Here is a 26,142-nt window from a genome sequence, read left to right as displayed (position 1 = left end):
GGCGAGATCGAGGTTATGGGACTTGAAATCCCGACACCCGCACCTGCTTGGGTGGTATAGAACCAGTCGACAAGAACATCTCGCCCAGCCAGCAGAATCGATGATGTGCGGATGTCGGCAGCGTGTATGGCAACTGCTCCAGCGACCGGCTCGCCAAGAGTATCGCTTCGTACTGTTACCTCCATCACAAGCTCCTATCGAGCTAGTAGATCAACAATGAACGATGTGCTTTTCGCAAGGAGACGGTCCTGACAATTAAAAACCCAGAGTGGAGTTATCGAAAATCGTGATGCTAATGACGAGGACACGGCCGAGCTTAAACGGTCATCGATTTTTGAAAAATATGCGAGGAATCCATAATATGGGTTTGACGTATATTTCTTGTAGCTTGTGGGATGATCTCCAGGCGCCCCGACCTCTGCCAGGAATCCGTCACTGTCTTGAAGAAAGGGACAATCCCAATGAATTGTTGATCAGAAGGTTGCTCAGGATGCCAGCATCCGCGAGGGGCTCATCCACAGTCAGCCAGGTCGAATGCTTGACGCCCTGCCACCCGAGTTCGCGCGCTTCCCTTGGAGAGATGCCGAACTCTGTTTTGAACATCCGGCTGTAGGTAGACGGATCTTGGAAGCCCCATACTTCGGCAATGCTGGAGATCGTTCGCCTGTCCGAACTGTCCGCTAGAGCGTCGCGCGTTTTCAGCAGCCGCTTGCGCCGCACATAGTTGGACACACCGCCCACCGGCTCGAAAATCCGGTAGAGACGGGAGCGTGAGACACCGACCGCGCGGCAGAGTTTGTTGGGCGTCAAGTCGGGATCGCTCAACCTCTCTGCGATACGCTTGGCAATCCGAGCGGCAGACACCGCGTTCACAGGCCCTTGCGCCTCTGCCAGATGATCTTTTGTCGGCATAAGAGCAGCCGCGGAAATGTTGGCAGTCGCGGTGACGATATGGGGCAGATCCGCTTCTCTCAAATGAGGAAGTGAGCGGTGCAGCAGAACGGCGTAGTGCGCAAGAAAATCCAGTGCCTCGTCGCTGGCTTCGATTTTCGATGATCTGGTTGCCGGCCATGTGCGGGGCAGAAACAGTGTGATGAACAGATCATCGTTGCTCACTCCAACATCGGGCAAGGCCAGACACCTCATGCGGGGCCGACGAGATATCATCTCGCCGGCAGCAGACTGCGAGAACGGCACGGACAGCATCCAGTGATCCAACAGGGACCGTCTGCGATGTTCCCATTGTATCTCGTAGCCGGAGCCTGGGATTTCGATGGAACTCAACGCCAGATCGCCCAACTGCCATACCTGATGACGAGCCGGGAACACGGCGTGCTCGGCCCGAAGAAGCTGTATTTCGGCAACCCCGGCAAACCATGATCGATAGAAATCAAACTGTTCGGCTGGGGGTGCCGACAAGCTATTTACGTCGATGGCGCATCTTAGAGGCTCATCCGCAAAAGGGTCGGTGGGAATGCCGGCAGCGGTTACTCTCGCGTCCATAACAAACTCCTGTCGTACATGAGACGCCGAAGTATAGGCAGATCAAGAGGTCGGCAGGCCGTTTCCGGCAAGGAAACCGACAATAAAACACACCCTCAACCTGCCGCCGCGGATGAGATTGATTTTGAGGCAATCTTAAGCCGGAGATGCTCCCCTAGAGTGGGCTAGGAATCCCAAACGTAGACAATGCGTTTATTTCTCGTGAAAGCTGGGACAGCGTTTTCGCATCGTATTTACCCTTGCGACTATGGCCATTCTCATCGGCGCCGAGCGCGCCATGTGGAGTGACCTTGCGTTTCTCTTGCTTGCGACCAACCGGTCGGAAGGTTTGTCGCGGCCCCACTGAGGTCGCGCCATCAGAATCTCCTGACGGCCAACCAATTTCTATCCACTTTCCGACGGAGTGCCCGAAAGCTCTCGGAAAGGGGTGGTTCAGTAGGCAACTAGGCCGAATGCGGGCTGCACATAGCTGTGATGAGGCCCTACGCGTAGGTGTGTCGTTGGCTTTAGGATTCGCCGACCGCGGGTATCCGGCATTTCTGCCGACTGCCTCCGTCCACAGGAGCCGACGGCTTCATCGTCTTCCATCCTGATCAAAATGCCTGGGGCACCGCGTTAACCAGCCTCGGATCGGCAGGTTTGAGCATCCCATCAGTCTGGTGCTGCGTGTCTCCAGAAGCGCCGACGCGCCTCACTGGGGGAGCATCCGAAGATTGACGTATAGGCTCCAGCGAAACGGCCCAGGTGCCAGAAACCAAAGCTCATGGCGATGTCGGTGATCGAGAGGCGATCGCCCTGCGTCAGGATAAGGCCGTGCGCGGCCCGAAGCCGCCGCTCCCGCTCGTAAGCTCGAGGGCTGACTCCCAGACGTTCCTGAAAGGCGCGCTCCAACATTCGCTCGCCAATGCCCAGTACCTCGCAGACTGCACTGATGGAAACAGGGCTATGAGGCCTTGCCTCCAGAATGGCCAGGGTGGCATCAACGATATCGCGCCGATCGCTGGAGCCGAGGGCGCGGGGGGATGGTTGCTCCGTGAGGGAAAGCACCCGCGCGAGCGCGGCGCCCGCTTCGCTCGCCGCAACGGCCAGGCCGGCACTTAGGTCATAGCCACGCTGTGCTGCAGCTTCCGCGAACCCGACGGTTCGCAGCAGCCTCTGCTGAAGCTCCAGCTCGGCTCCTGCCGTGAGGCGTTGCTCATGTATCCCTGGCATCAGCGCGGTCCTCTGGCCCAGGTGGGAGGCTGATGCCGTGCGCAGAGACTCGAGCGCGGACCCACGCAGACCGATCCGCATGAGGCGATAGCTTCCTGGCATCTCCAGCTTGAATTCTGTTCCCGGGCCGATGATCCGCAACTGCGGTACTTCACTCCGTTGTCCGTTGAAGGTCGTGCCTTCGCCCCAGAGGAACACCGCCGTCAACGCATCGTCATTGATCGCCCCGGACATGGCGATGCCACCCTTGTCCCGCAAATCGAGGACGAACGCGTCGCCATAGTCTATCGTTGCAAGGCTCGATGCATGGCGCTGCTCGCCAATCTGCTGGATATGGAATTCCGCGTCGGGATCGGACTCGCGGGTGCGCGCGACCACGGAATTATACTGGCGGGCGTACCAGCTAGGAGCCTCCAACAACGAGGGCCTCTCCAAGTCTTTTGTCCGGACTGGAGTTGGACGCGATCGCTTTCGTCCAACTCGATAAGTCAAGCAACCGAGTCCGGCTTGTTTCTGCGGGCGATCTTTATAATCAGAAGAATGATTCCGATAGCAAAGAGAAGACAGCCAACCATGATGCTCGATGGAGAGCCATAGCGATAGCCCGATGCAAAAATGAGAAAGCCTATGAGCAAGAGGCCGATAGCTATCAATTTGTTTGCCAACAAGGCCTTGGTGTTTCCTTCCATTGTAGCAGCTCCTTAAAATTTGACGTTTCGAGGTGGTGTCGAGGGTCTTTCTGGCTTTCGCTCTATTCGGTCTTTTCTTCCGGCTCCCAGGAAGCCGACTGAACATTCGAGTCGAGCGCGAGGTGAGCGACGACGCGTTCGACTGATTGCGCATCATCACGGTTGCTGAACAACGTTGCTTCTATTCTCATGGCGTCGCCCTCATTGATGGGATGGCTGTTAAGGGAGCGTAGGCGGAGGAGGTTTGTATTGATGGTCTGAAGCAGAATCGATCTGAGCAAATAAACATTATCTCGTGAGCATACGATCTCTACGGTGTACGTGTATTCGACGGCAGGTTGTTCCTGAGAGTGCCTTCGAAAGAATCTTGAGAAATTAGGAAGAAGCGAATTGAGTATAATAATGAGCATTGCGGTTTCCGCGGCCAGCAGCAGAAAGCCAAAGCCTACGAAGACCCCGACAGAGCCAGTGCTCCAGATCGTCGCGGACGTACTCAACCCTCTTATGTTGGAACCGTCCCTGATGATCAGGCCGGCGCCAAGGAAGCCAATGCCGGTTACGACCTGAGCCCCCATTCTAAGATCGAGACCTGAGCCAAGAGCGCCCGGCAGCGAGGAGTATGCCGCCGCGCCCAGTGCGACCAGCGCGTGCGTCACAAGTCCTGTATATTGTTGCCGGTACTGGCGTTCCGCACCGATCAGCGCGCCGAGCAGCAACGCAAGCACGAGCTTCAGCAGGATTGATTGAGTTATCGCGACTTCAGCTTCCAAATGTTCATTCCGTCTGATTCAAAATGCAGGGGCTTTCATCACATGGCGCCGATCTCGGACGCCGGCTGCTGGGACACGGATTGCCGGGATGCCGACCGCTTCAGGATTGTGAGCGGCAGATGGAGAACGAGGGAGGCGTTATCGAAGATGATCTGCCGGGTCTCTTCGGCTTTGTCTTCGACCGGCATATCTTCGTTCACGATGAGACGGCGCAGCAGGGGCCCGGACCTCAACAGCTTCATCAGTGTTTCCGACGTTGCAAAGCCGCTGTGGCCGCCGCCGTCCACGTCGGAAATGTCGATAACCTGAATGTCCTTTTTCTGAAGGAGCGGGATATCGAAGCCACTGCCGACTCGTGGCTGGCCACCTGCAATGCGCCGCGACAGGCTCAAGGCGCGATCTCGCCGAGAGACAACGATCGTGAAGGGGTGCGGCAGTTGGGGTATGTCCCTGACTTGGCTGCTGAAGACATCTGGATCGATATCGGGCGCGGCAAGCAAGACGCCGCGGATTCTTGAGGTAACCGCCGCCTTACCTTGCAATACAAGGGTGCGAAGCGCCTCCATTACGACATACGCGCCCATGGAATGGCCGACGATGAAAACACCGCTAGCGTTCGATCGAGCTGCGATTTCGATCGTTTCGGCCAAGCCGTCCCGCGCCTGGAGAGCGCTATCGCGATCGAAAAGATAGGCGCCGATAGATCCCGCCGACGCCCAGGAGAAATGAACCGGAACCGAGGAGATGCGGTAGTCGTGGACGACTTGGGCATTACGAAACAGGCCTTCGGCAAAATTGTTGTTGTAGCCGTGCACGAAGATAAACACCTCGCGCTCCGAAGGCGGACGCTTCGCCAGCATCCCGTTCAACCGACCTGCGAAGGATGCTCTGTTCTCGAAGCGGACAAGATCACGAGCGGAAAAATGGCGCTTCGGATCGGGTGATGTCGATGACGTCTCGACGACGCCCGGCCGGTGTGTGGCCGGCACGACGACAGTCAACTGCGAAAAACTCAATGTCGGGGAACGATCCCGCGAATAGGGCGGTTCGGAGGTGGGGAACCTTGTGCGCGTGGTGGCAATCAGGAAGGAAATAGCCGACATTTCGTTGCTAATTTGTACAGGCGAGGCAAGGCCCGTCACGGCTCTTGGACCGGCGCAGCTTTGCACCAGCAACGCCAGTGAGATAACCAACACAAATCGTCCTGCGGGGTTCTGCATGCTGCTGGCCGCGCCGGCTTATCTTCGTAAACTCACCAGCCTTTGGCCATCCTTGTCCAACAGTTGCACTCGTCCTGTCTGTGGGGCTTCAAAGCGACGGACGGACCCGAGTGCCTCCAGAAGATTGCGCTCTTGATCCATGAGGGGCTGATCGCAGATCATCCTGGACGAGCCGGTTTCCGAGATCGTCAGCGCTTCTCCGGTCAAGGCGAAGCCGCCAAAGAACCGATTGCACGAACCATTCCCATGGATGCGTCCATCCGGCTCGAAGGCAAGGGTGGGTTTCGAACCCGCGACAGTGGTTTCTTCTCGAATCTCGTCCACGAGCCAATCTCCGTGAAGGAGGTCGCCCGGCTCTCCGGCGCAGCCTTCAAATTTCCGGTCGCCAAGGATGACGGTCGCGGTTTGGGGGTATGGCATTCCGCTCATGGTATCGACGCATATTTTGGCAGCGATGGTCAGCGCGAGTTGCCGGCCGTCTACCGTCGCCAGATAGGTGTCGGCGTCGCCTTGCCTTGTGGGACGCGGAGCCGGCTGAGCTGTGAAGGTCTCGCCCCCTAAGGCGTTAAAGCTGAGCGCGGTGTCCGAGATGCTGATTTGCCAGCCGGGTTCGTTGCCGCGTGCAGCCAACGAGGCAGCCTCCGCATTGCTCGTTGCGGTGGCGTACAGCGACAACACCGCGAGCAAAGCGGCCAACGGCAAGGATGAGCAGGACTTTGGACTCACGGTTGCAGCCTCCAGACGATGCGTCACTGAATTCGAAGGCCGCCCGGAAACCGGCCTCTGGGGGCAACTTCGCCAAATATTGCGCCGAATGTACCTACATCCGGTCTTCAGTCCATCGTCGCGTTTCGGAGAAGGAGTCCGTTCGGCGAAAAAATGGACGCAAAGCCAAGAATTGAGATTCCAAGAATATAAATGGTTGCCGCGGGCCATTTCGACCGCCCTTTGGCGAGGACGAACCTCAATGTGATGGTTCGATCGTATCGAGGCGTTCCGTACGATCTCCCCGACGCCGGGACGACAGATACTCGGTTGCTTTCTGGACGACAAAATAGACGGAGGGGATGATCAACAGGCCAATAGTCGTAGCCGCGGCCATGCCCCCGAAAATTGTGACGCCAACAGCCCGCCGCGCGCCCGCACCGGCACCAGTCGACACGACAAGAGGAATGATCCCGAGGATGAAGGAAACCGCGGTCATCATGACGGCCCGGAAGCGCTGCTCGGCCCCGATCCGCGCCGCCTTCATTATGCTTAGTCCCTCATCGCGCCGCTCCTTGGCGAATTCCACGATCAGGATGGCATTCTTCGCCGCCAGCCCGATCAGCAGCACGATGGCGATCTGCACGTAGAGGCTGTTCTGCAACCCGAAGACCTTCAATGCCGCTATGGCGCCGAAGAGAGCCGCTCCGAGCGAAAGGATGACGATCAACGGAAGCGACCAGCTCTCGTATTGGGCGACAAGGAAGAGATAGGCAAAGAGGAACGCCAGCGCAAAGACCAGCCCCTCCTGGCCACTGCCGCGGCGCTCTTGAAACGACAGGCCTGACCACTCGAAGCCATAGCCATTCGGCAACAGCTGGGCCACTGTCTTCTCCATCGCGTCCATGGCGCCGCCGCTGCTGCTTCCAGGTGCGGTAATGGCGTTTATGGGAGCGGCGACCGAGAGATTGTAACGCTGGATGGCGAATGGCGACAGGATCGTCGTCAACGACGCCAGATTGTTCAAGGGCACCATGGTGCCGTTCCGGCTACGCACATGCAGGTTCAAGATGTCTTCCGCATGGGCACGGAAATCGGCATCGGCCTGCAGATTGACCTGGAACACGCGGCCATTGAGCGTAAAATCATTTACGTAGCGCGATCCGAAGGCCGCGCCGATGGTGGAATAGACGTCCGACACGCTTACCCCAAGCGCTTCGGCGCGCGTTCTGTCGACTTCGACATAGACCTGCGGGACATTGGCGCTGAAGGTGGTGGCGGCCCCGCCGAGCTCCGGCAGATGATTGAAGGCGCCAAGCAGGGCGCCGACGACCTGCGCGATCTCTTGTGGCGGCTGTCCTTCAAGCGCTTGCAGGCGGAAGTCCAGGCCACCGACCGAGCCGATGCCGGCAATCGCCGGCGGCGCGAACACGGCGACGTTCGCGCCCGGAATTTGGGAGAACTTCATCCGCAGCGCCTGCAGGATGCCGGCGAGCTGCAGTTCGCTGGACCTGCGCTCGTCCCAGGGCTTCAGCGCCGCGACCGCCATTGCGCCGCTCGGCGAACTCGTCGACTGAAGGATGCTGAACCCCGCAACCGTGATGACGTCTTGCACGCCTCCGGTGTCGGTCAGAATCTTGCGCACGTCCTCCACGATGGCTTTCGTGCGGTCGAGCGAAGCGGCATTGGGCAACTGGATGTCGACGAACAACGCGCCTTGGTCCTCGTCGGGCAGGAAAGTCGACGGTAGCCCGGTGAAGATCAGATAGGCGGCGGCAAAACAGGCAAGCAATCCCGCCATCGGCACGTACCAATGCCGCACCAGAAACCCGACGAGGCGTCCATAGCCGTCACGCGTCTTGTTCATGAATGCCGTGAACCAGGCCAGCGGGCCACGCTTGAAATGGCCCACATCGCGCCGCAAAAGCAGTGCGGCCAGCGCCGGGCTCAGGGTCAATCCGACAAAGGAGGAAATCACCAGGGCCGAAGACAGCGTCACGGCGAACTGCCGGTAGAGCTGGCCGCCTATGCCGCCGAGAAACGCAGTCGGCGTCACCACGGCAAGCAGCACCAAGGTCGTGGAAATGATCGGCCCAGTGATCTGGTGCATCGCCTTGCGCGTGGCGTCGGCGACCGCGATGTCAGGGGTATCCTCCAGCACATGCTTGACGTTCTCGACGACAAGGATGGCATCGTCCACCACCAGGCCGATCGCCAGCACCAGCGCCAAAAGAGAAATCATGTTCAGCGAATAGCCGGCGGCAAACAGCACCGCCAAGGCGCCGAGCATGGAAACCGGGATGGCAAGCGCCGAGATGAACATGGCGCGCCAATCCTGCAGGAAGACGTAGGTGACTGCGAGAACGATCAGGAACGCCTCAAGCAGGGTTCTGGCCGTCAGCGAGATGCTGGCATTCACGAAGCGGGTCGCGTCGTAGACGATGTGATACTGCATGCCTTTGGGAAAGCGTGACGAGAGGCGCTCCAGTTCGGCGCGGACCGACGCCGTGGTCTGGATGGCGTTGGCGCCGGGCGACTGGTTGATCTGCATCATCGCCGAGGCGTGTCCGGCGAAGCTGGCGCTCGAAGCATAGCTTAGCGCGCCAAGCTCGAGCCGCGCGATATCGCGCAGGTAGACCTTGGCCCCCGCCGAGCCCGTGCGCACGACGATGTCCCCGAATTCCTCGACGCTTCTCAGCCGCCCCTGCGCGACCAGAGTGTATTGCAGCTCCGAGCCCTGCGCCTGCGGGGGGGCGCCGGCCTGTCCGAGCGTCGCCTGGATGTTTTGCCGCTGGATGGCGGCCGAGACATCGTCGGGCGTCAGGCTAAGCGCGTCCATGCGCTGCGGGTTGAGCCACACCCTCATCGAGTATTCCGAAGCCCCGGCGACCGAAGCCTCGCCGACGCCCCGCACGCGCGATATCGTGTCGGCGACGGTCGTGGTGATGAAATTAGTGATCGCCAGCGCATCGAGGCTGTCGTCCGGCGAATAGAAAGCGATGCCGAGGATAAAATCCGGCGAGCGGGCACGCACGGAGACACCTTGCTGCGCGACCGCTGCCGGCAGGCGCGAGATCGCCAGCTGAGCGCGGTTCTGCACGTTGATCTGTGCTGTCTCGGGATCGGTTCCGACCTCGAAGGTCACCGATAGCGTGTATTGGCCGGCATTGGAGCTGGTGGACGACATGTACATCATGTGGTCCACGCCATTGATGGCCGTCTCCAGCGGGCCGCCCACCACGTCGGCGATGACTTCCGCGCTTGCTCCCGGATAGGAGGCCGACACCGTCACCGTTGGAGGGGTGATCTGCGGATACTGCTGTATGGGAAGGGAAAACACCGCGATCCCGCCGGCGATCGAAATGATGATCGAGACGACGATCGCGAGCCGGGTGCGGCTGATGAAGAGGTCCGAGATCATTGCGTACCCTCCGCTTCGCGGGGGGTGACCTGCTGACCATCGGAAACGCGTTGCAGGCCCTCGACGACGATCGTTTCGCCGCCTTCCAATCCGCTCGTCGCCGCCCAGCGATTGTCGATGCGCGCACCGGTCGTGATCGCCTGCCTGGTCACGGTATTGTTGTCGTTGAGCACGAAGACGAACTTGCCCTGGCGGTCCTGAAGAACGGACGCCATCGGCACCATCGGCAATTTCCGGGCTTCTTCGTCGACGATTGTTAGCCGGACGAACTGGCCAGGCGCCAAAATGTGGTCGGGGTTGGGGAACAGCGCGCGGACAGCGACGGTACCGGTCTGCTGATTGACCTCGTTGTCGATGAACTGCACCCGCCCCGGCAAAGCAAATTGTGTGCCGTTGGCGAGAGACAGACTCAGGTGGAATTTGTTCGCATCGATCTTCTGGCCACCGGCAAGTTTCTGCCTGATGTCGACCAAAGTGCTGTCAGCGATCGAGAATGCGACGCGGATAGGATCGAGTTGTACGATGCGCGCCAATGATCCGGAGCCGGGCCCCACGAGATTACCGCGCGTCGCCAGGGAGCGGCCGATGGTGCCATTGATGGGAGACCTGATCTGAGCATAGGAAAGATTGAGTTCGGCCGTATTGAGGGCTGCATTGGCGCTTTGAACATCCGCCGCGGCGACATCGAATGCAGCCTGCGCGTCATCCAACGTGGCCTGAGAAATAGTCCTGCGGCTGAGCAGGTCCCTGGCGCGTGAGAGGCTTTGTCGCGCGGCGTTGCGGGTGGCTTCGGTCCTGGCCACCTGCGCCTGTGCGGACATTACCGCCGCCGACAGTTGATCCGGCTCGATTTCGAAAAGCAGATCGCCCTCCTTCACGTGCTGGCCTTCGGAGAACCTGATCTCCTTGAGCAGGCCGGACGCGCGCGCCTGAATGTCGACCGCATCGATCGCCTCGACCTGCGCGTTGTATGTCAGCGGCGCGTTTGCCGGACCGGACTGGACCTTCTGCACGACCACTGGCACCGTCGCCGCGGTCTGCGCACGTGCCGCTCCCGCGAAGCCGCCCACGCTGACTAGCAATGCGGCCGCCACGACCCTGGCTCGAAAGTCAAAATTGCTTTTCATCATCGTCGGATCCTGCTCTCAAGACAAAATCTTCGTCCTGCGCACGCTCAGGGCAATGACGAGATACGCCAGTCCAGCAATCATCATGGAAAATCCGGCCACCAAGCCAGTCGGCATCTCTCTGACGATCGGCCACTTCAGCAGTATGGAGAAAGCAGCGAATATGGCCGCGATTCCGGAAACGGCGAACCAATACCAGCCGCCGACTTTCCTGACTTCAGCGGCGATGATTAATTGAAGAACACCGTGGACAAATAGTACAAACGCTATGAACAGTGATATTGCGGCCGATGCTTTGATAGGATTAAAGTAAATCATGATGCCGCCGATGAGCTCGAAGAAGCCGGTCAGTTCCTGCCACACGAAGCCCACCCAACTTTTGATCCAGAGCGATTGGATGACCTTGATGACGCCGACTGCCATCAGGGCCACGGCGAACACGACGTTGGATGCGAAATTGGAAACGCTGGGAACTGCGACTGAAAACACGCCGCCCGCAAGCAGGAGGAGCCCAAAGAGCAGAAACCTGCGCCACTTGCCCTGCTCGATTTCGGCCCGTTCATATGGCGTTGCAGGTGGGTGATCCGATTTTTCTGGCATGTCCCCGTTCCATGCAGGTTCTAAATATCGATCTCGCACCCTGCGGGCAGAGAAGAGAGCCGAGAGCGCTCAATGGAAAGTATCAGGAAGAAGTCTGCCGGACGGAGCGTCAGGAGCCTGTCTGGTTGCCTCGCGGCGAGATTTCCCGATGACGACCACTGCCTAGTCGAGATTTTCTCGCGGCCTTGCTTCGTCAGGACCATGAGGCCGTGTCGGATTAACTGATTGCTAGGAAGTGAAGGCGGCATACGGTTTTCCGCTGACTCTCAAAGGGTGCTCTTGTGAAGCCGGCCGTCCTTCATGATGACGACGAAGTTCTTATGCGGATCCTCGATCAGCCGGATGTCGTCGAGCGGGTTGCCGTCCACGACTAAGAGGTCCGCGAAAGCTCCTTCTTCGATGACGCCGAGCTTGCCCGGATAAGGGTTGCGCAGATTGGAGAGTGCGAGCAGTTCGGCATTGCCGGAGGTGGCCATCTGCAGGACTTCGGCGTTCTTGTACCAGTTGGCCAAATGCGTGAGCATCATGCTCTGGCGCGGACCCAACGCAGGCGAGAACAGCACGTCGGAACCCCAGGCCGTCTTGATGCCATGCTTGCGAGCAAAGGCATATATCCTCGGCGTCCCTGAGAAAAGCTCCTGGGCGCGGTCGGCGCTAGGTCCCGTCAGCGGGCCGGTGTCCTCCGCCGTCAGGAAGGGCTGGGTGCTTAGCCATGTGCCCTTCTCGGCGATCATCGCCGCCGTGTCCTCGTCCATCAGATGCGCGTGCTCGATCGACTGCACCCCAGCTGCCAGCGCGCGTCGTATCGCGCGAGACGTATAGGCGTGCACGGTAACGTAGGTGCTCCAATCCTGTGCCACCTCGACGCCTGCCCGCAGCTCTTCTTCGCTGAAGGTGACGATGTCCAGCGGACTGCGGGGCGATGATACGCCACCGCCGCCCACCAACTTTATCTGTGACGCGCCTTGGAGAAGCTGCTCCCGGATCCGCATCTTCAGGTCGCCGATATCGTCGACGATGGCCGCTCCCCCCAGGAGTTCACCTTTGCTGAGCTTGCCGCCGTCGCGCGGAATCTCGCTTGGCAGGCGAAGATCGGCGTGGCCCCCGGAGGTCGTGATCATCGCGCCGGAGGGATAGATGCGCGGGCCAGGGATCAGCCCGGTGTCGATAGCCTGCTTGAAGGAGAAGGAGGGACCTCCCAGATCGCGTATGGTGGTGAAGCCGCGACTGAGCGTGCGATCCGCCTCGGCGGTGGACGCTGCGAAGATAATCCCCGGGTCGCCGTTAAGCAGGATGTTGACCGGGACCGCCGCGAAGATCGCATGCCAATGCGCGTCGATGAGCCCTGGCATGAGAACGCCATTGCGGCATTTGATGACGGTGGCGTCCTCCGGGGGAGGGGCGTTCGTCATATCGATTCCGGAAATCCTGCCGCCCTCCACCAGGATTTGCGCTCCGTCCTTCACCGTACCCGACTTGCCGTCGAATAGCCGGACTTCGCGAAACAGGATCTTGGAAGGGGGCGCGGCCGTCTGCGCGAAGGACGGCTTTGTCAGCACCCCGGCGATGGCGGCAGCCCCGAAACCGGAGAGAAAACTACGCCTGGAAAAGGCCTCCAGACGACGAGAGACTCGTTGAAGATCGGGATTGAGACAACCGCAACCGGAACTGTGAACGAGGTGACCGTACTTCGAGCCTAGCCGCAGCATGTCTTTTGCTTTCGGTTGAGCGACACTGACACCTGCCGGACGGCGCTTCGTGTCGCGGTTCTTGTCGTTTCAGGTCCCGTTACTCGACCAACACATCGCCGCCGACAGGATTGGCGCTGTCAAAGATGAGGAATACGATCGGAGTCCCCGACTCGGCTGTTGCATCGGTCCGCCTGGCGCCGACTTCGCCGCCGAGAGGCACGAAATATTCCGCGACGATTTCGCCGAAGGTGTTCCTCTGGACTGCAACTTTCTGTCCGGGCCGAACGGTCTCATTGAGTTCGACCAACAATTCGACGAAACCGCCATGCGTCGCGGTGACGGGAAACATGCCGTCCGCGACGAAAACGCTCGAATCCTTGCTGGTTCTGCCGATAGGGCCTGAAATTATTCCGTGGTGCTTGATGACGTTCATCGTTCCTTCGACGAACAGGGCGATCATGTCGTGATCGAAGATCCGCGGCTTGCCGATCTCGGGCGTGAAGGCGGGAATGCCGGCATCGATGAGGGCATTGGCGAGAAGACCTCGCTCGCCAAAGTTGTCGAAAATCTGATCGACCGGATAGAGTTCCGCCATCGCCCGCACTTCGGGGAGATCCATGCGCGCAAGGTGGAACGCCGTCGCGTCCATGCCCGTGGCGGCTGTATGAAAATCGATCCCGTAGTCGAGGTTTGACCGCAGAAGCCGGTTGAATATCAGGCCGGCGTGGCGCGTCGGCGCGTCGGGAGCGTCCTCGTTGCCAGGGAACAACCGATTGATGTCGATCAGGTCGATCCCGCGCCCCGAATTCGGCCATCTCCGTTCCATGCCTTCCATTGCGGGGCGCGAAATGTCGAGTACCGCCACCACCGATCCCGACATCGCGGCCGGATCGAGCTCACGCATTACGGATTGCACGGTTTGAATGGGGCTCATTTCATCGCCATGCACGCCGCTCATCAGCCCCAGTCGTTTGCCTGGGGCTGCCCCCTTGGCGACCATCACCGAGACGTACCAGTGCTGGCCCGTCGGCATCTGTACGCCCTGGAAATAAAAGCTGTGCTTGCCTGGTTTCAGATCCGAGATGTCAAGCGAACTGATGACCTTCTTTCCGTCGATGACATCGCCGGTATAGACGGTCCCCGACGTCCCTGCGGGAGACGCGCTTGCAGGTGCCGAGCCCGTTTGCGCCTGCGCCGGCCCGGCCATGAGCGCAGCGGCAGCGCCGATGGTAGCGACCGATGCGATCATGAAGTCGCGACGTCCGAGGCCCTCGCTGGTTTCATGCGCCATGGCTGTGTGGTCCCTGCCGATGAGGATCATGCTGCAGATCTCGCGGTGACGCCTGCGAGGGCGGCTAGATCGTCCTTACCGATTCCCGTTGTGCGCGTGGTATCCGGGCATTAGTCCCACAAGACATTTCAGGGAGTACAGCCTCCAACAAGAAAAATGGACTGGTGGTCTATGATTGGGATGCCTTGCATACTGAGTTGAGAGCCACCACAACCGGTCTGATAAGCCTCGGATATCACGCAGCCACCTCCACAACTTCCGTCGGGTACAATTAAGCCCAGTTCACGAATTCCTGGTGGATACCTCAAATGGGCCAGATGGCATGTTAACGATTGATTAACATGCTTCTATGCTGGTAGTAGACAGGGTATTACATCCACCTTCAACATTGCTTGCCGGAGTTGTATATATTAGAATGAACTAATGTTCTTGCAATAACCCGTGTTGCACCAACAAAGACGGATAGTTGCTATGGATGCTATGGTTCATGCCGCCGGGCTATCTGGAGGAGCAGGTGCCGAGAAGTCCCTGCAATGCGCCGTCGACATCGATACCTCCACGGCACCACCTGCTAAGCAATTCGACCTGTTTCGAACCTGGTATCAAGGCGTTGCCGACACTGAACTTATGCAAGAACGGAGCCATTCGTTTCCAGCACATGAAACAGTGTGGGATCTGGGAACGTTGGCTGTCATGTTCCTCGAATTGCCTGGCAGTGGCTACCGCTGTCGCTGGCGGCATTTGAAAAACCCTTCGGTGGACAATTGGTATTTGAGCCTGCCCTTGTCCAAGGGCAGGCTTCCTGGAAGTTGGCAGGTCGTGAGAACGACCCTGCAATCTTTTGCAGAGCCCTACGAATGCGTGATGGAGAACGACGCCCTCCTTGCCGTTTTCCTGCCACGCGACCTGCCTTTCATCCAATCGTCCAGGATTGAAATACGTGAGGAGTCGAAAAGACTCCTGGCAGACTACATGCTTCTGCTGCACCGTTCCTTTTCCGATCTGAGGGCCGTGGATGTGTCGCACATTGCCACTGCCACCACCAATCTGCTGGCTGCGTGCGTGTCGCCATCACATGACCGCATCACCGAGGCGAAGCGTGTGATCGACGCCGTGATCGCCGAGCGCGCTGCCAAAATCATTGCACAAAGTTTGAATGATCAGTCCTTGGCATCCGACAGGCTTTGCCGCGAACTCGGTGTGTCCCGCTCTCGCCTCTACCGGATATTCGAACCGGCCGGAGGTGTTTCGAATTATATTCGCCACAAACGCCTGCTCAAGACACGCGATATACTTTCCAACAGCTTGGATGGGCGCCCGATCTCCGCCATTGCCGGGGATTGGGGCTTCACGGATCCATCGGCGTATAGCCGGATGTTCAGGAAGGAATTCGGCATTACGCCAAAGGAGGCACGCGTGGAAGGCTGGCAAGGCGCCCAAGCCACGAGCTCGCAGCAGATCAGCCAGCCTGACAGCAGGGCGCACACGCTGAGTGGTCTTCTGCTGCGAAACAGCTTTGGGCCCTAGACTGCGATGGCGCCGGCAAGGATGCCGTAGATTGCCGCGACCGCGCCAAGTGCGGCGACGACGAACATCCCCATCTCGGCGGGAGTAAACACCCTCTGCCCCCGCTCCTTCCGAGCCATGACGAAGAGGATCGTGCCCGGTCCGTAGATGACGGCCGAGAGCAGCAGGTGCTTGGCGCTGGCGGCGTAGATGAGACCGGCCGTATAGATCAATGCTATCGCCGCCCTTGCGAAGTCGACACGCCGCGCTACGGGGTCGTTCTCGTAGCTCTCGCCGCCCCATGCGAGCTTGACCCCGTAAGCGGCGACAAGAAGATATGGGATGAGGATCATGGAACTGGTCAGCTCGAGAGCGAGCCTGAAGGCCTGTTGAGCAAAGAGCGTCAGGACCAGAAAAACCTGCACGACCGTATTGGTCAGCCAGAGCGCCCGCGACGGCACGCCATGCTTGTTTTTATACGCAAGAAAACGCGGCATGGTCTGGTGATGTGATGCGGTGAACAGGATTTCAGCGGCCAGCAGCACCCAGGACAGATAGGCACCGGCAACGGAGATCAGCAGGCCGAAGCTGACGAACTTGGCGCCCCATGGCCCGACCACCGCTTCCAATACGCCGGCCATGGAGGGATTGCGCAGCGCTGTCAGTTCAGGACGAAGCATGATCCCGTAGGAGGGAATGGTGACCAGCACAAGCAGACAGAGCACGCCGAGAAAACCAAGGAGCGTCGCGACCCCGACATCCCCGCGGTTGCGTGCGTAACGCGAATAGACGCTCGCGCCTTCGATTCCGACAAAGACGAATACGGTCACCAACATGGTCCCGCGAACCTGGCTCGCGATGCTGCCAACGCTGACTTCTTCCCCGCCCCAGAAATTGGCCGTGAAGACATCGGCGCTGAAGCCGTAGATAACGAAGATGATAAAGAGAAAGATCGGAATGATCTTGGCGTAAGTGACAATGGTGTTGATCGCCGCCGCTTCCTTGACGCCCCGCAGGATCAGCGAATGTACGATCCACAGAAGCATCGAGGAAATGACGATCGCCGTGATGGTATTGCCATCGCCGAACACAGGAAAGAAAAGCCCCAGCGTCGACTTTATCAGCACGAAATAGGAAACGTTGCCGAGAACGGCGGCAGACCAGTAACCGAGGGCCGAGAGGAAGCCGAGATAGTTGCCAAAGCCGGCCTTGGCATAGGCATACACGCCCGCATCGAGGTCCGGCTTGCGAACCGACAAGGTCTGGAAGACGAAGGCCAACATCAGCATTCCGACGCCAGCGATGGCCCAAGCGATCATGGCCCCGAACGGACCGGTCTCGCGACCAAAAGCCTGCGGCAAAGAGAAGATGCCCGCGCCGACCATCGAACCGACGACCATAGCCGTCAGGGTCCATATCGAGAATTTTTGCTGAACGGTCGAGTTCATTGAATTTGGATCAACAATTCCTTAGCGGACGGCGGTCCAGCGGCCTCATTGTTACGCCTGCAACCTATCTCGAATCTGGCGCCCACGTGATTGGCATAAAATCCCACTAGTATACCTGACGTCCAAAACCTTTGCCTTGGCTCGTTTAACCGGTTGCCGATATTCGAATTTACTGCTTCTGATCAGACATAACCTTGCTGGACCGAGACGTGTCGGCGAGGCGTCTGATCGCGAACTCTGGTTCGCCCAGCCAGGAGAGCGGTTTATGACTTCAAACGAAAATCAGAAGCTTTCGCTGTTTGCGCTGACCAGCATGGTTGTGGGATCGATGGTCGGCGCGGGCATCTTCAATCTGCCTGGCCGGTTCGCGACTGCGACAGGTCCGTTCGGCGCAATCATCGCCTGGGCAATTGCGGGAACCGGCATGTACATGCTGGCGCGGGTGTTCCAGGCGTTGGCCGAGAAGAGGCCAGACATCGACTCAGGCGTCTTCGCCTATGCCAAGGCCGGCTTCGGCAACTACATGGGCTTCCTTTCCGCCTTCGGCTACTGGCTCGGTAGTTGCCTGGGCAACGTCTTCTATTGGGTGCTCATCGGCTCGACGCTGGGGCGGTTCTTTCCCGGGATCTTTGGGGACGGCAGCAGCGCCATCGCCATCATCGTCTCGTTGATCGGCATCTGGGCTTTCCACTTCATGATCCTGCGCGGCGTCGAGCAGGCGACCTTCATCAATACTGTCGTGACGATTGCCAAGATCGTGCCGATCCTGGTCTTCATCCTGCTCCTGATCTTCTTCTTTCATTTCGGGCAGTTCCGCGAGAATTTCTTCGGCGGCTTGGACATGCCGCCGAAGTCCCTGATCGCCCAGGTGCGCGACACAATGCTGATCACGGTCTTCGTCTTCCTCGGCATCGAGGGCGCCAGCGTCTATTCCCGCTTTGCCAAGGTGCGTTCCGACGTCGGTACGGCGACGATTCTCGGTTTCGTCGGCGTCACAGGCCTGATGGTAGCGGTCACGCTGCTGCCCTACGCGGCTCTGCCGCAATCGGCTGTCGCCGGTGTCCAGCAGCCGTCGATGGCCGGCGTTCTCGAAGCGGTCGTCGGTCACTTGGGTGCGGTCTTCATCTCGATCGGCGTTCTGATCTCGGTGCTCGGCGCCTATCTCGCCTGGTCCCTAATCTGCGCCGAGGTGCTGTTCGCGGCGGCGAAGTCGGAGGACATGCCAAGGCTCTTCGCAGCGCAGAATGGCAACAAGGTTCCCGCTAATGCACTCTGGCTCACCAACATCGTCGTATCGCTCTTCGTGATCTCCACCTACTGGTCGCGGGACGCGTTCAACTTCATGCTCGACATGACGAGCGTCACCGCGTTGCTGCCCTACCTGCTCGTGGCTGGCTACGGCATCCTGCTCGCTCGTAGCGGCGTTGGCTATGAAAAGACGCCGGATCAGCGCGGCCGCGACCAGATCTTCGCCTGGATCGCGGCGATTTACACGGTCTTCATGTTCGTCGCCGCCGGGCTCAAATACGTGCTGCTTGTTGCCGTCCTCTTCGCGCCCGGAACTATCCTCTACGTCTGGGCGCGGCGCGAGCAGAAATTGCAGCTGTTCACGCTCGCCGAACTCTTCGTGTTCGCCGTCACGCTCATCGCTGGCCTGATCGGAGCCTACGGGCTGCTGACGGGCGCCATCGCACCTTGAACAGAAAGAAGGAAGGTCATGACAAACAATACTTCATTCGGCGTTCATTCAGAGGTTGGTCAGTTGCGCAAGGTCATGGTGTGCGCTCCCGGCCGTGCCCACCAGCGGCTGACACCCAGCAATTGTGACGCACTCCTCTTCGACGACGTGCTCTGGGTAGACAATGCCAAGCGCGATCATTTCGACTTCATGACCAAGATGCGCGACAGGGGCGTCGAGGTGGTCGAGATGCACAATCTGCTCGCCGAGACGGTCGCCATTCCGGAAGCCAAGAAGTGGATCCTCGACCAACAGATCGTACCGAACCAGGTCGGCCTCGGCCTCATCGACGAGGTCCGCTCCTATCTCGACGGCCTCTCTAATCGCGACCTCGCTGAAACACTGATCGGCGGGCTGTCGACCTTCGAATTCCCGGAAAGCATCGGCGGCGAACAACTGGCGCTGATCCGTGACGCGGCCGGCGTCAACGAATATCTGCTGCCGCCTTTGCCCAACACGCTCTACACCCGGGACACCACCTGCTGGATCTATGGCGGCGTGACGCTGAACGCCCTTTATTGGCCTGCGCGCCACGAGGAGACCATCCTCACCACGTCGATATACAAGTTCCACCCGGACTTCGCCGGCAAGGTCAATGTCTGGTGGGGTGACCCGACCAGGGATTGGGGGCTTGCCACATTCGAGGGTGGGGACGTGATGCCTATCGGCAAGGGCAATGTGCTTATCGGCATGAGCGAGCGCACTTCGCGCCAGGCTATCAGCCAAGTGGCGGCGGCCCTGTTTGAGAAACGAGCTGCCGAACGTGTGATCGTCGCCGCAATGCCTAAGCTGCGCGCGGCGATGCATCTCGACACGGTATTCACGTTTGCCGATCGTGACTGCGTGCTGATGTATCCGGACATCGTCAACGGCATTGACGCATTCTCCTATCGCCCTGACGGCAAGGGGGGCGTCGAACTCCACAAGGACAAAGGCAGTTTCGTTGAGACGGTGCGTGACTCGCTTGGTCTCAAGAAGATGCGCGTCGTTGAAACCGGCGGCAACGACTACATGCGCGAGCGCACCCAGTGGGACAGCGGCGCCAACCTGGTTTGCGCCTCGCCTGGTGTCGTTTTTGCCTACGATCGCAACACATACACAAATACGCTGCTGCGCAAGGAAGGCATAGAGGTCATCACTATCTCAGGCGCGGAGCTCGGCCGCGGCCGAGGCGGGGGTCATTGCATGACCTGTCCCATCATTCGCGATGCGGTCGACTATTGATAGCAATCCGGCCGGGCTCGATACAGGCGGCCGGTCGGCCCCCAAATAGTCTGAAGGCCATACCTGTCGGACGGCCTCCAGCACATAAAGACCGTCTACCCCAGAATTGCTCATAGAGCGTTGGAGTCGCTCCCAATCCTATAGGAACAATCGGCACATTGTTGGACGGAATGCTCGTTGTTGGCGAGCGGATGTAAATGTACCCAGGAGATGAAACCATGAGAAGTATTATATTCGTTTCTGCTTTGGCTCTGATGGCCGCGGGTTGTACTGCCACGGAACAGCGAACAGCAGGCACGGCGTTGGCAGGAGCCGGAACGGGTGCGGTCATCGGCGGCCTTGCAAACGGCAGTCGAGGTGCCCTTGTAGGCGCGGCGGTCGGTGGCGGCACAGGGGCTGTGGTCGGCGCTGCGACGGCACCGCGCGCGCATCATCGCGAATGCTGGGTTCGTGATCGCTGGGGTCACACGGTTCGCGATCGTCAGGGTCGACCCATCACAAAACGGTGCTAGGCGCGATGCGTAAGATCAGCTTTATTCAGCACGAATCGAGCTGGTTAAGCGATATCGATGAACATTGGTCTGGGCGCTGAGCAAGCTTCCGGACCAATTTCGGAGTTGTCTGTAACGTCATCCAGCCGGCCGGGAACAGACTATACCATGGCGAAGCGAACGCTCTTTGCGCCTACGTATATTCTGGCGGTTATCGCCGTCATATGGGCGCTGCAGGCCGCTGCCTCAATTTTCGCGCCAGTCGTGTGCGCTCTTTTCCTCATCGCGCTGGTGTGGCCATTGCAGCGCAACCTGCAGCGGCTTCTTCCAAAGCTGATCGCACTGGCGATAGTCGTCTGTGTCGTCGTCCTGGCATTCTTCGCCTTTGCATCGATCGCCAGTTGGGGTTTTGGCCGCATTGGCCGATCGGTCCTCGCCGACAGCGCCCGCTTTCAAGGACTCTACAGTCAACTCGCCGAGTGGTTGGAAGGGCACGGTGTCGTGATGGCCGGCGCCTGGGCCGAGCATTTCAATGTCGGCTGGTTCGTGCGGATAGCTCAAGGCGTGACCGCAAGGCTGAATACCGTGATCTCGTTCTGGATCGTTGTCGTCGTTTACGTGCTTCTGGGTCTTCTCGACGCTGAAGCGGCGGCTCGCAATGCTCGTGTAGCGCTGAGCGCCCAGGCGGCGGCCGCACTGATCAATGGCAGCAGTCAGACAGCATCGAAATGGCGACGTTACATGCTGGTTCGGACATTGATGAGCCTTGCGACCGGTTCGATGGTGTGCGCGCTTTCGGCGGCTTTCGGACTGCGGTTTGCCGCCGAGTGGGGCGTTATCGCCTTCACCTTGAACTATATTCCGTTTATCGGGCCGTTCGTCGCGACATTCTTGCCGACGCTTTACGCGCTCGCGCAGTTCGGATCGCCACAGGCCGCCGTCTCGATTTTTGCCGGCCTCAACATCATTCAGTTCGTCATCGGCAGCTACATAGAACCGCGGGTTGCCGGTTACGTGTTGGCGATGTCGCCTTTTGTGGTGCTGTTTTCGGTCTTCTTCTGGTCGTTTCTTTGGGGTGTGTTCGGCGCGTTCATAGGTGTGCCCATCACCATCGCGCTGGTTACTTTTTGCTCGCAATCGCCGGCGACCCTTTGGATCGCTCAGTTGCTTGGGTCCGCCGATCGGCGGAACGCGTGATTGCCGCCAGGAAATTCGATTGGCCGGGCCCCTAGCGACGTCCGGATCCCGCGCCCCGGACGAGGCCGATGATACAAACCGACAGGATGCCGCCAAGAAGGCCGGCAATGCCGACGCCAATCAGCACGCCGGGCGTGAGGGTGCCGACACCACGAGCGGTGGCATCGACAGCATTTTCGACGTTGCCGAGGAAGTTTGCCAAGGCGGGAATCCGACCGGCCAGCCCTGTCAGGGTCAGTCCTCCCACGACGCCAGCCGCCGCGACAGATTTCCAACCCAGCGCAGCCATGCGCCAAAACCAAGTCGTAGCGAAAGCTCCGCCCGCGCCGCAGATGGCTTCAATCAAAAGCAGGGCCGCTGTCTCAAGGCCGGACATGCTTGCATCGCCCACTTACTATCGGGCCATCCATCGCCCTTGCCGACCAGCAGAGTTCCGATTCCGGGATGTTCCGTGACCGCGGTCAGGCGGTCGCGGCCGCGCCTTGGCCGGCCATCGCCGAAGCGCGTTGAAGCGCATCGCGCAGAACCTGCTCCTTCGTCTCATCCAGCGACGTCTTAAGCACCACGCCGCCAAAGGCCTGGATCTCCTTGAGCACCTTGTCCGCTGTCATCTCGTGCGCGAGCACGAACAGGGCAGCGTCCCCAGGCTGGATGCTGGCTGACAGATCGCGCATGAACGCATCGTTGATACCCACGTCCGTCAAAGCGCCGCCAAGGGCTCCGGAGGTGGCGCCGACCGCAAGTCCGATCAACGGATTCAGGAAGAGAACACCGATAAGCAAGCCCCAGAAGCTACCGGATACAGCGCCTGCCGCCGTCGTATTCACAAGTTGATTGAGCTTTATCGCACCCGCCTCGGTCTTGGTGGCAATAACCGCGTCGCCAAGTTTAATAACGTATTCCTTTTGAAGTCCTATGAGCCGTTGACGTACCTCTTCAGCCTTGGCCTCGTTTGGATAGACGATGACGATCAGATCGGACATGGGACCCTCCTAGGCTAAGACTTTCCAAGGGCACGTAATACACATCCTAGAAGGTGAAAGATTGAGCCGGAAATCCGAATAGTGTGCAGCACGTCTCATTTTGCTTGCCTGTCCGACTGGCAAGCCTGCGGTCTCGACATTGGTTGTCGGCCGCTTCGTCCGTTGCGCTCGGCTTTGTCGCGACGAATTCTCGTCCGGAGCCGCCCGAACTTCTCCTATGTGATCAGAGGCGCGCTGCTGGTCTCGAGGGGTGGCTGATCCCGATCATGCGGCATCGTGCGCATCGACGGGCCGTTCGCGACGTCCAGGACAAAATGAAACCCTACGCAAAAAGCTTGCCGCGCTTGGGAACCGTCGCGGCAGGACAGGAGCCAATGCCGCAAAGCGGGTAACGGTCACGGTGAAAATGGTTGGATCATCGGGTCGTATCCGTTGGCCGAAAGCCTGTAACGAGCCAGCCCAGGCCGTGAAGAACTAGGTCGATACCCATGAACGCCCCAATCACCCAAACCCCGGTCGATGGCCATCCGATGAGTATCAAGAAGCCAGCCGCGAGACCGAACAGGCCGGAAAGAAGCATCATCCATCGGTCGGTGGACAGGTAGCGCAGGCTCAAAGACATTCTTCCGAGCCCAGATATCACGAGCACGACACCGAGCACCCATGTGAGGATGATAGATCCCAGCACCGGCAAGCTGATGAGCAGGCAGCCAAAAACGACGTACAGGATGCCGAGCATCGTCTGCCAGAGAAAACCACGCCACCCGCCGGCCCAGATGGCGAGGGCGATCTCGACAAAGCCGGCGCATACGATCGCAATTCCCAGGACAAGCGCGCTGATGGTCGTGGCCAGCGCCAGATCGCCCAACACGAAGATCCCTGCCAGGATAAAGACGATTCCGATCGCCGAGTTCGTCCACGCAGATCGTCTGGGTTGCTGGGTCTCGGACAACTGCGTCATTCCCTTGCCTCTCTGAGTCATCTACGAATGCGGTGGAAATCCACCACGCGGCCAGTACGGGCATTCAGCACTATTTCGAAAGTGCTGCCGCCAATGCGACGCGCGTGATAAACAAAATTGCGTCCCCGGCAGTCCACGCGACGCACGTCCCTGAAGCCTCTGCTCTGAATCAATCGCTGGCCTTGAGCGCAAGTAATCGCGCGGCCGTTGTTAAGGTTTGATCCGATATTTATATTTACGGTCACAGCTCCCGCTGGGGACACAGCGGCAAGAGGAATACCAAAGCCGAGTGCGGCACTTAACAGGGCAGCTAGTGCATATCTCCGCATATCTTTCGTCCTCTTTGGTGAATTAAGCCGACATCACGCGCATGCGAACACGTTGTCAATAATTCTGCATGGTGGCTCGGATATTTGGAGACACAATGCCTAGTTTCTGGATTCTTTGCATTTTATGCACTGCCGTCAGAGCGCGTGCGTTTTCGGTATTATTGTCGAAGCGCATCTCTTGGGATTAAAGCGTGTCGCGTCGAAACAGATTCAGGCGACTCGCTTTAAGTCTTTGTTTTGATGCATATCGTTGTCCCAGAACCGCTGCGCACTTCTGGGCGACATGCATTAACCGCTGGTTTGACGGATGGAGATTGTCATGGGTGCCATTGTTCCTGCCGCCGGCCGCGCCGAGGCACCAGGCGTCCAGAAACACTGCAATGCACGAGGAGCCGACGCGTATCTGGATCTCGAAAGCTGCGATGAAGTGCGCGACCGAACTGGATAGTCTTCATCAGTTTTCCTGAGGTGGGAGGCTCAACCGCCGGCGCATAGAGATGGCACAGCTCGGCCAACACCCCAGGACAGGCGTCCCTGTATGATGGTCAGCGTCCACTGACCGTTCGAATACGTCGTTCCTTCCGGTCCCTTGGAGGGCAGATCGACCTCGGCCGCGTCGTTGACGGATACAGAAGCGCGATCCCCGAGGAGACGCACTGCCAGACGCGTGCCGTCCTGGCACTCGTAGTGACTGACTGGGTAGGGATTGCCCACGCCGATCGACGTGCCAAACGCGGAATGCTTGAAGCTTACAATCATGATGGCGCTGATTGCCGCGATCGATAGATTTTTTAGCACAATAGTCCTCCCAACTGGCGCATCGACGTGGATGAAAACAGAGAACCATGTCTTCCCTGCGGACCTGCGACTTTCGGACCGAGATTCGTCGCATCGACCAGAACGCCGGACATGTATCAATTGATCGGCAAACGCCTTCGCGGAGATGCTCTTTGAACAGGCGGGATACTTCCGCTGGCTCACGCCAATGGCCCCGCCGGCCTTTGCCAGGCTCGCTTTTGCTCCCGTCCAAGCTTGCATTCAGCCGTTTCAACAAATCCCAGTAGGCTTCCTAGCACCAGCGAGCCCAGAGCGCACTCAGAAGGGCGAGATGCACTGCCGGCGTGGGCCATTGTAGGGCTGCCAGCTATTGTCCGAGACCCGGTAGGAGCGGTACCGCTGCGAGCACCAGTTCACATGGTTGTTCCAAGCGCTGTGATTGTGCTGGCGGGCAGCCGAGATCGCCATCCCGCCGAGCAGCATTCCGCCAATGAGGCCCGCGGCGACGGCGCCGCTATTGTTCCTCGAATGCCGGTGATGGCGTGGCGGACGCGAGGGCCGATAATGGGGTGGCCTGTGGTGCGGTGGCCGTACTCCATGTCCCGGTCGATGGCGGGAAGGCCTCCTTAGGTCGATGTTCGTGACCGTATCGGAAGCCGACGGCCTTAGCGCTCCGACGGGCATTGCCCAGGTGGGGGCTGCCATGCTTGCGATGATCGCAGCGACGATGATGCGCCTCATATGCTTCTCCGTGGACTTCATCCCGCCGTGCGACCTGCTGCTGCGGATGGCATCAAAGCCAAGTAATTTAAGGCAGTACCTGGTTTTCTTGGAATATGCGGTGAATCCCAAACGTGGATCGAGCGTTTATTTCTTGCTTGCGGTATGAATGAGGCTAGTCGAACAGCATGTCTTTCCGCCAATGACGCCCGTCGCGACAGGCGCCACCAGTGTTGCTCGAATGCCGGTGGCGATGCGGGACGGAGGGCCAGTGGTATGGTAGCGGTGCGCCGGTCTTTAGCGAGCTAGCGACAGACCCTCTCGACGCCTCGCTTGGACGATAATCACCTCCTGGGGAGGCTCTCACCCTGCTGAAAATCACCGCCCGGAGCGGCCTCTTGGCGTCCCGGCGACAAAGGCGCGCCCAATGCCATGCGCGCTACCTTCAAATGGCCTGCCATGCAATCAACACATAGAGAACTCGCGATGAAATTCGATCTGAAATCGCCGCCCGGCAAGCCCCGGCCCAATGTCGCGTA

23 protein-coding genes are annotated in these 26,142 nt (G+C 59.2%); 6 read left to right on the top strand and 17 right to left on the bottom strand.

What is annotated here, in order from left to right; translation table 11 throughout:
* Nucleotides 1–432 precede the first annotated feature (432 nt).
* The 11 genes from FJ986_RS12830 to FJ986_RS12780 all read right to left on the bottom strand — a co-directional run bounded on the left by FJ986_RS12830 (nt 433) and on the right by FJ986_RS12780 (nt 14,229).
* A complete protein-coding gene (locus FJ986_RS12830) occupies nt 433–1,503 on the bottom strand; it encodes an AraC family transcriptional regulator (protein ID WP_140499421.1) in 1,071 nt (356 codons plus the stop codon).
* A gap of 651 nt (nt 1,504–2,154) precedes the next feature.
* Entirely contained in the window at nt 2,155–3,093 is a 939-nt protein-coding gene (locus tag FJ986_RS12825) for an AraC family transcriptional regulator (RefSeq protein ID WP_140674440.1), read from the bottom strand.
* Between the two features lie 110 nt (nt 3,094–3,203).
* Nucleotides 3,204–3,404 carry a hypothetical protein gene (locus tag FJ986_RS12820; protein ID WP_140499417.1) on the bottom strand — a complete coding sequence of 67 codons (201 nt, stop codon included), beginning with the start codon at nt 3,402–3,404 and terminating at the stop codon, nt 3,204–3,206.
* A 62-nt stretch (nt 3,405–3,466) separates the two neighbouring features.
* Nucleotides 3,467–4,174 (bottom strand): MgtC/SapB family protein, encoded by a 708-nt coding sequence (locus FJ986_RS12815; RefSeq protein WP_181174428.1) that lies wholly within the window; start codon nt 4,172–4,174, stop codon nt 3,467–3,469.
* Between the two features lie 38 nt (nt 4,175–4,212).
* Nucleotides 4,213–5,394 carry an alpha/beta fold hydrolase gene (locus FJ986_RS12810; RefSeq protein WP_140499415.1) on the bottom strand — a complete coding sequence of 394 codons (1,182 nt, stop codon included), beginning with the start codon at nt 5,392–5,394 and terminating at the stop codon, nt 4,213–4,215.
* An 18-nt stretch (nt 5,395–5,412) separates the two neighbouring features.
* Nucleotides 5,413–6,120, bottom strand: a complete 708-nt coding sequence (locus FJ986_RS12805) for an META domain-containing protein (RefSeq protein ID WP_181168378.1) — start codon at nt 6,118–6,120, stop codon at nt 5,413–5,415.
* A 238-nt stretch (nt 6,121–6,358) separates the two neighbouring features.
* The gene (locus tag FJ986_RS12800; protein WP_140674438.1) at nt 6,359–9,520 is read right to left on the bottom strand and encodes an efflux RND transporter permease subunit; all 3,162 of its coding nucleotides are present in this window, start codon (nt 9,518–9,520) and stop codon (nt 6,359–6,361) included.
* Nucleotides 9,517–10,650 carry an efflux RND transporter periplasmic adaptor subunit gene (locus tag FJ986_RS12795; protein WP_140556215.1) on the bottom strand — a complete coding sequence of 378 codons (1,134 nt, stop codon included), beginning with the start codon at nt 10,648–10,650 and terminating at the stop codon, nt 9,517–9,519. Before FJ986_RS12795 ends, FJ986_RS12800 begins: the two co-directional genes overlap by 4 nt.
* Nucleotides 10,651–10,665: 15 nt before the next feature.
* Nucleotides 10,666–11,247 carry an HdeD family acid-resistance protein gene (locus FJ986_RS12790; RefSeq protein WP_140674436.1) on the bottom strand — a complete coding sequence of 194 codons (582 nt, stop codon included), beginning with the start codon at nt 11,245–11,247 and terminating at the stop codon, nt 10,666–10,668.
* Nucleotides 11,248–11,513: 266 nt separating this feature from the next.
* Nucleotides 11,514–12,956, bottom strand: a complete 1,443-nt coding sequence (locus FJ986_RS12785; protein WP_140521318.1) for an amidohydrolase family protein — start codon at nt 12,954–12,956, stop codon at nt 11,514–11,516.
* Nucleotides 12,957–13,035: 79 nt separating this feature from the next.
* Nucleotides 13,036–14,229, bottom strand: a complete 1,194-nt coding sequence (locus tag FJ986_RS12780; RefSeq protein ID WP_140674487.1) for a succinylglutamate desuccinylase/aspartoacylase family protein — start codon at nt 14,227–14,229, stop codon at nt 13,036–13,038.
* A gap of 471 nt (nt 14,230–14,700) precedes the next feature.
* On the opposite strand from FJ986_RS12780, the gene FJ986_RS12775 reads away from it, so the two are divergent.
* On the top strand, nt 14,701–15,756 hold the full coding sequence (locus FJ986_RS12775) for a helix-turn-helix domain-containing protein (RefSeq protein WP_140556217.1): 1,056 nt from the start codon (nt 14,701–14,703) through the stop codon (nt 15,754–15,756).
* Here the strand turns inward: FJ986_RS12775 and FJ986_RS12770 are convergent.
* Nucleotides 15,753–17,183, bottom strand: a complete 1,431-nt coding sequence (locus tag FJ986_RS12770) for a basic amino acid/polyamine antiporter (protein ID WP_140556218.1) — start codon at nt 17,181–17,183, stop codon at nt 15,753–15,755. The genes FJ986_RS12775 and FJ986_RS12770 overlap by 4 nt on opposite strands.
* Nucleotides 17,184–17,448: 265 nt before the next feature.
* Between FJ986_RS12770 and FJ986_RS12765 the strand changes: the two genes are divergently transcribed.
* The 4 genes from FJ986_RS12765 (at nt 17,449) to FJ986_RS12750 (ending at nt 21,833) form a co-directional block, all read left to right on the top strand.
* Nucleotides 17,449–18,882, top strand: coding sequence for a basic amino acid/polyamine antiporter (locus FJ986_RS12765; RefSeq protein ID WP_140674434.1), 1,434 nt, complete (start codon nt 17,449–17,451; stop codon nt 18,880–18,882).
* An 18-nt stretch (nt 18,883–18,900) separates the two neighbouring features.
* The gene (gene arcA, locus FJ986_RS12760; protein WP_140556220.1) at nt 18,901–20,145 is read left to right on the top strand and encodes an arginine deiminase; all 1,245 of its coding nucleotides are present in this window, start codon (nt 18,901–18,903) and stop codon (nt 20,143–20,145) included.
* Between the two features lie 197 nt (nt 20,146–20,342).
* Entirely contained in the window at nt 20,343–20,657 is a 315-nt protein-coding gene (locus tag FJ986_RS31160) for a YMGG-like glycine zipper-containing protein (protein ID WP_348640446.1), read from the top strand.
* Between the two features lie 147 nt (nt 20,658–20,804).
* Nucleotides 20,805–21,833, top strand: a complete 1,029-nt coding sequence (locus FJ986_RS12750) for an AI-2E family transporter (protein WP_140499465.1) — start codon at nt 20,805–20,807, stop codon at nt 21,831–21,833.
* A gap of 31 nt (nt 21,834–21,864) precedes the next feature.
* Here the strand turns inward: FJ986_RS12750 and FJ986_RS12745 are convergent, their stop codons facing one another.
* From FJ986_RS12745 to FJ986_RS30780, 5 genes are all read right to left on the bottom strand, one after another.
* Nucleotides 21,865–22,209: a hypothetical protein gene (locus FJ986_RS12745; protein WP_140499394.1), complete on the bottom strand. Its 345-nt coding sequence runs from the start codon at nt 22,207–22,209 to the stop codon at nt 21,865–21,867.
* 85 nt (nt 22,210–22,294) lie between these two features.
* Complete coding sequence (locus FJ986_RS12740) at nt 22,295–22,816, bottom strand: DUF1269 domain-containing protein (RefSeq protein ID WP_140499392.1); 522 nt, start codon at nt 22,814–22,816, stop codon at nt 22,295–22,297.
* A gap of 415 nt (nt 22,817–23,231) precedes the next feature.
* On the bottom strand, nt 23,232–23,777 hold the full coding sequence (locus FJ986_RS12735) for a DUF308 domain-containing protein (protein WP_181181875.1): 546 nt from the start codon (nt 23,775–23,777) through the stop codon (nt 23,232–23,234).
* A gap of 806 nt (nt 23,778–24,583) precedes the next feature.
* Nucleotides 24,584–25,144 carry a hypothetical protein gene (locus FJ986_RS30785; RefSeq protein ID WP_224655847.1) on the bottom strand — a complete coding sequence of 187 codons (561 nt, stop codon included), beginning with the start codon at nt 25,142–25,144 and terminating at the stop codon, nt 24,584–24,586.
* Nucleotides 25,145–25,201: 57 nt separating this feature from the next.
* Nucleotides 25,202–25,351 (bottom strand): BA14K family protein, encoded by a 150-nt coding sequence (locus FJ986_RS30780; RefSeq protein WP_224618859.1) that lies wholly within the window; start codon nt 25,349–25,351, stop codon nt 25,202–25,204.
* 166 nt (nt 25,352–25,517) lie between these two features.
* Here FJ986_RS30780 and FJ986_RS30775 point away from each other — a divergent pair, with 166 nt between their 5' ends.
* Complete coding sequence (locus tag FJ986_RS30775) at nt 25,518–25,772, top strand: hypothetical protein (protein ID WP_224655846.1); 255 nt, start codon at nt 25,518–25,520, stop codon at nt 25,770–25,772.
* Nucleotides 25,773–26,142 lie beyond the last annotated feature (370 nt).

The sequence above is a fragment of the Mesorhizobium sp. B1-1-1 genome (assembly GCF_006442955.1).
Classification (GTDB): domain Bacteria; phylum Pseudomonadota; class Alphaproteobacteria; order Rhizobiales; family Rhizobiaceae; genus Mesorhizobium.
Note: the sequence above shows the minus strand (reverse complement) of the source record. Positions and strands in the feature narration are given on the sequence as shown.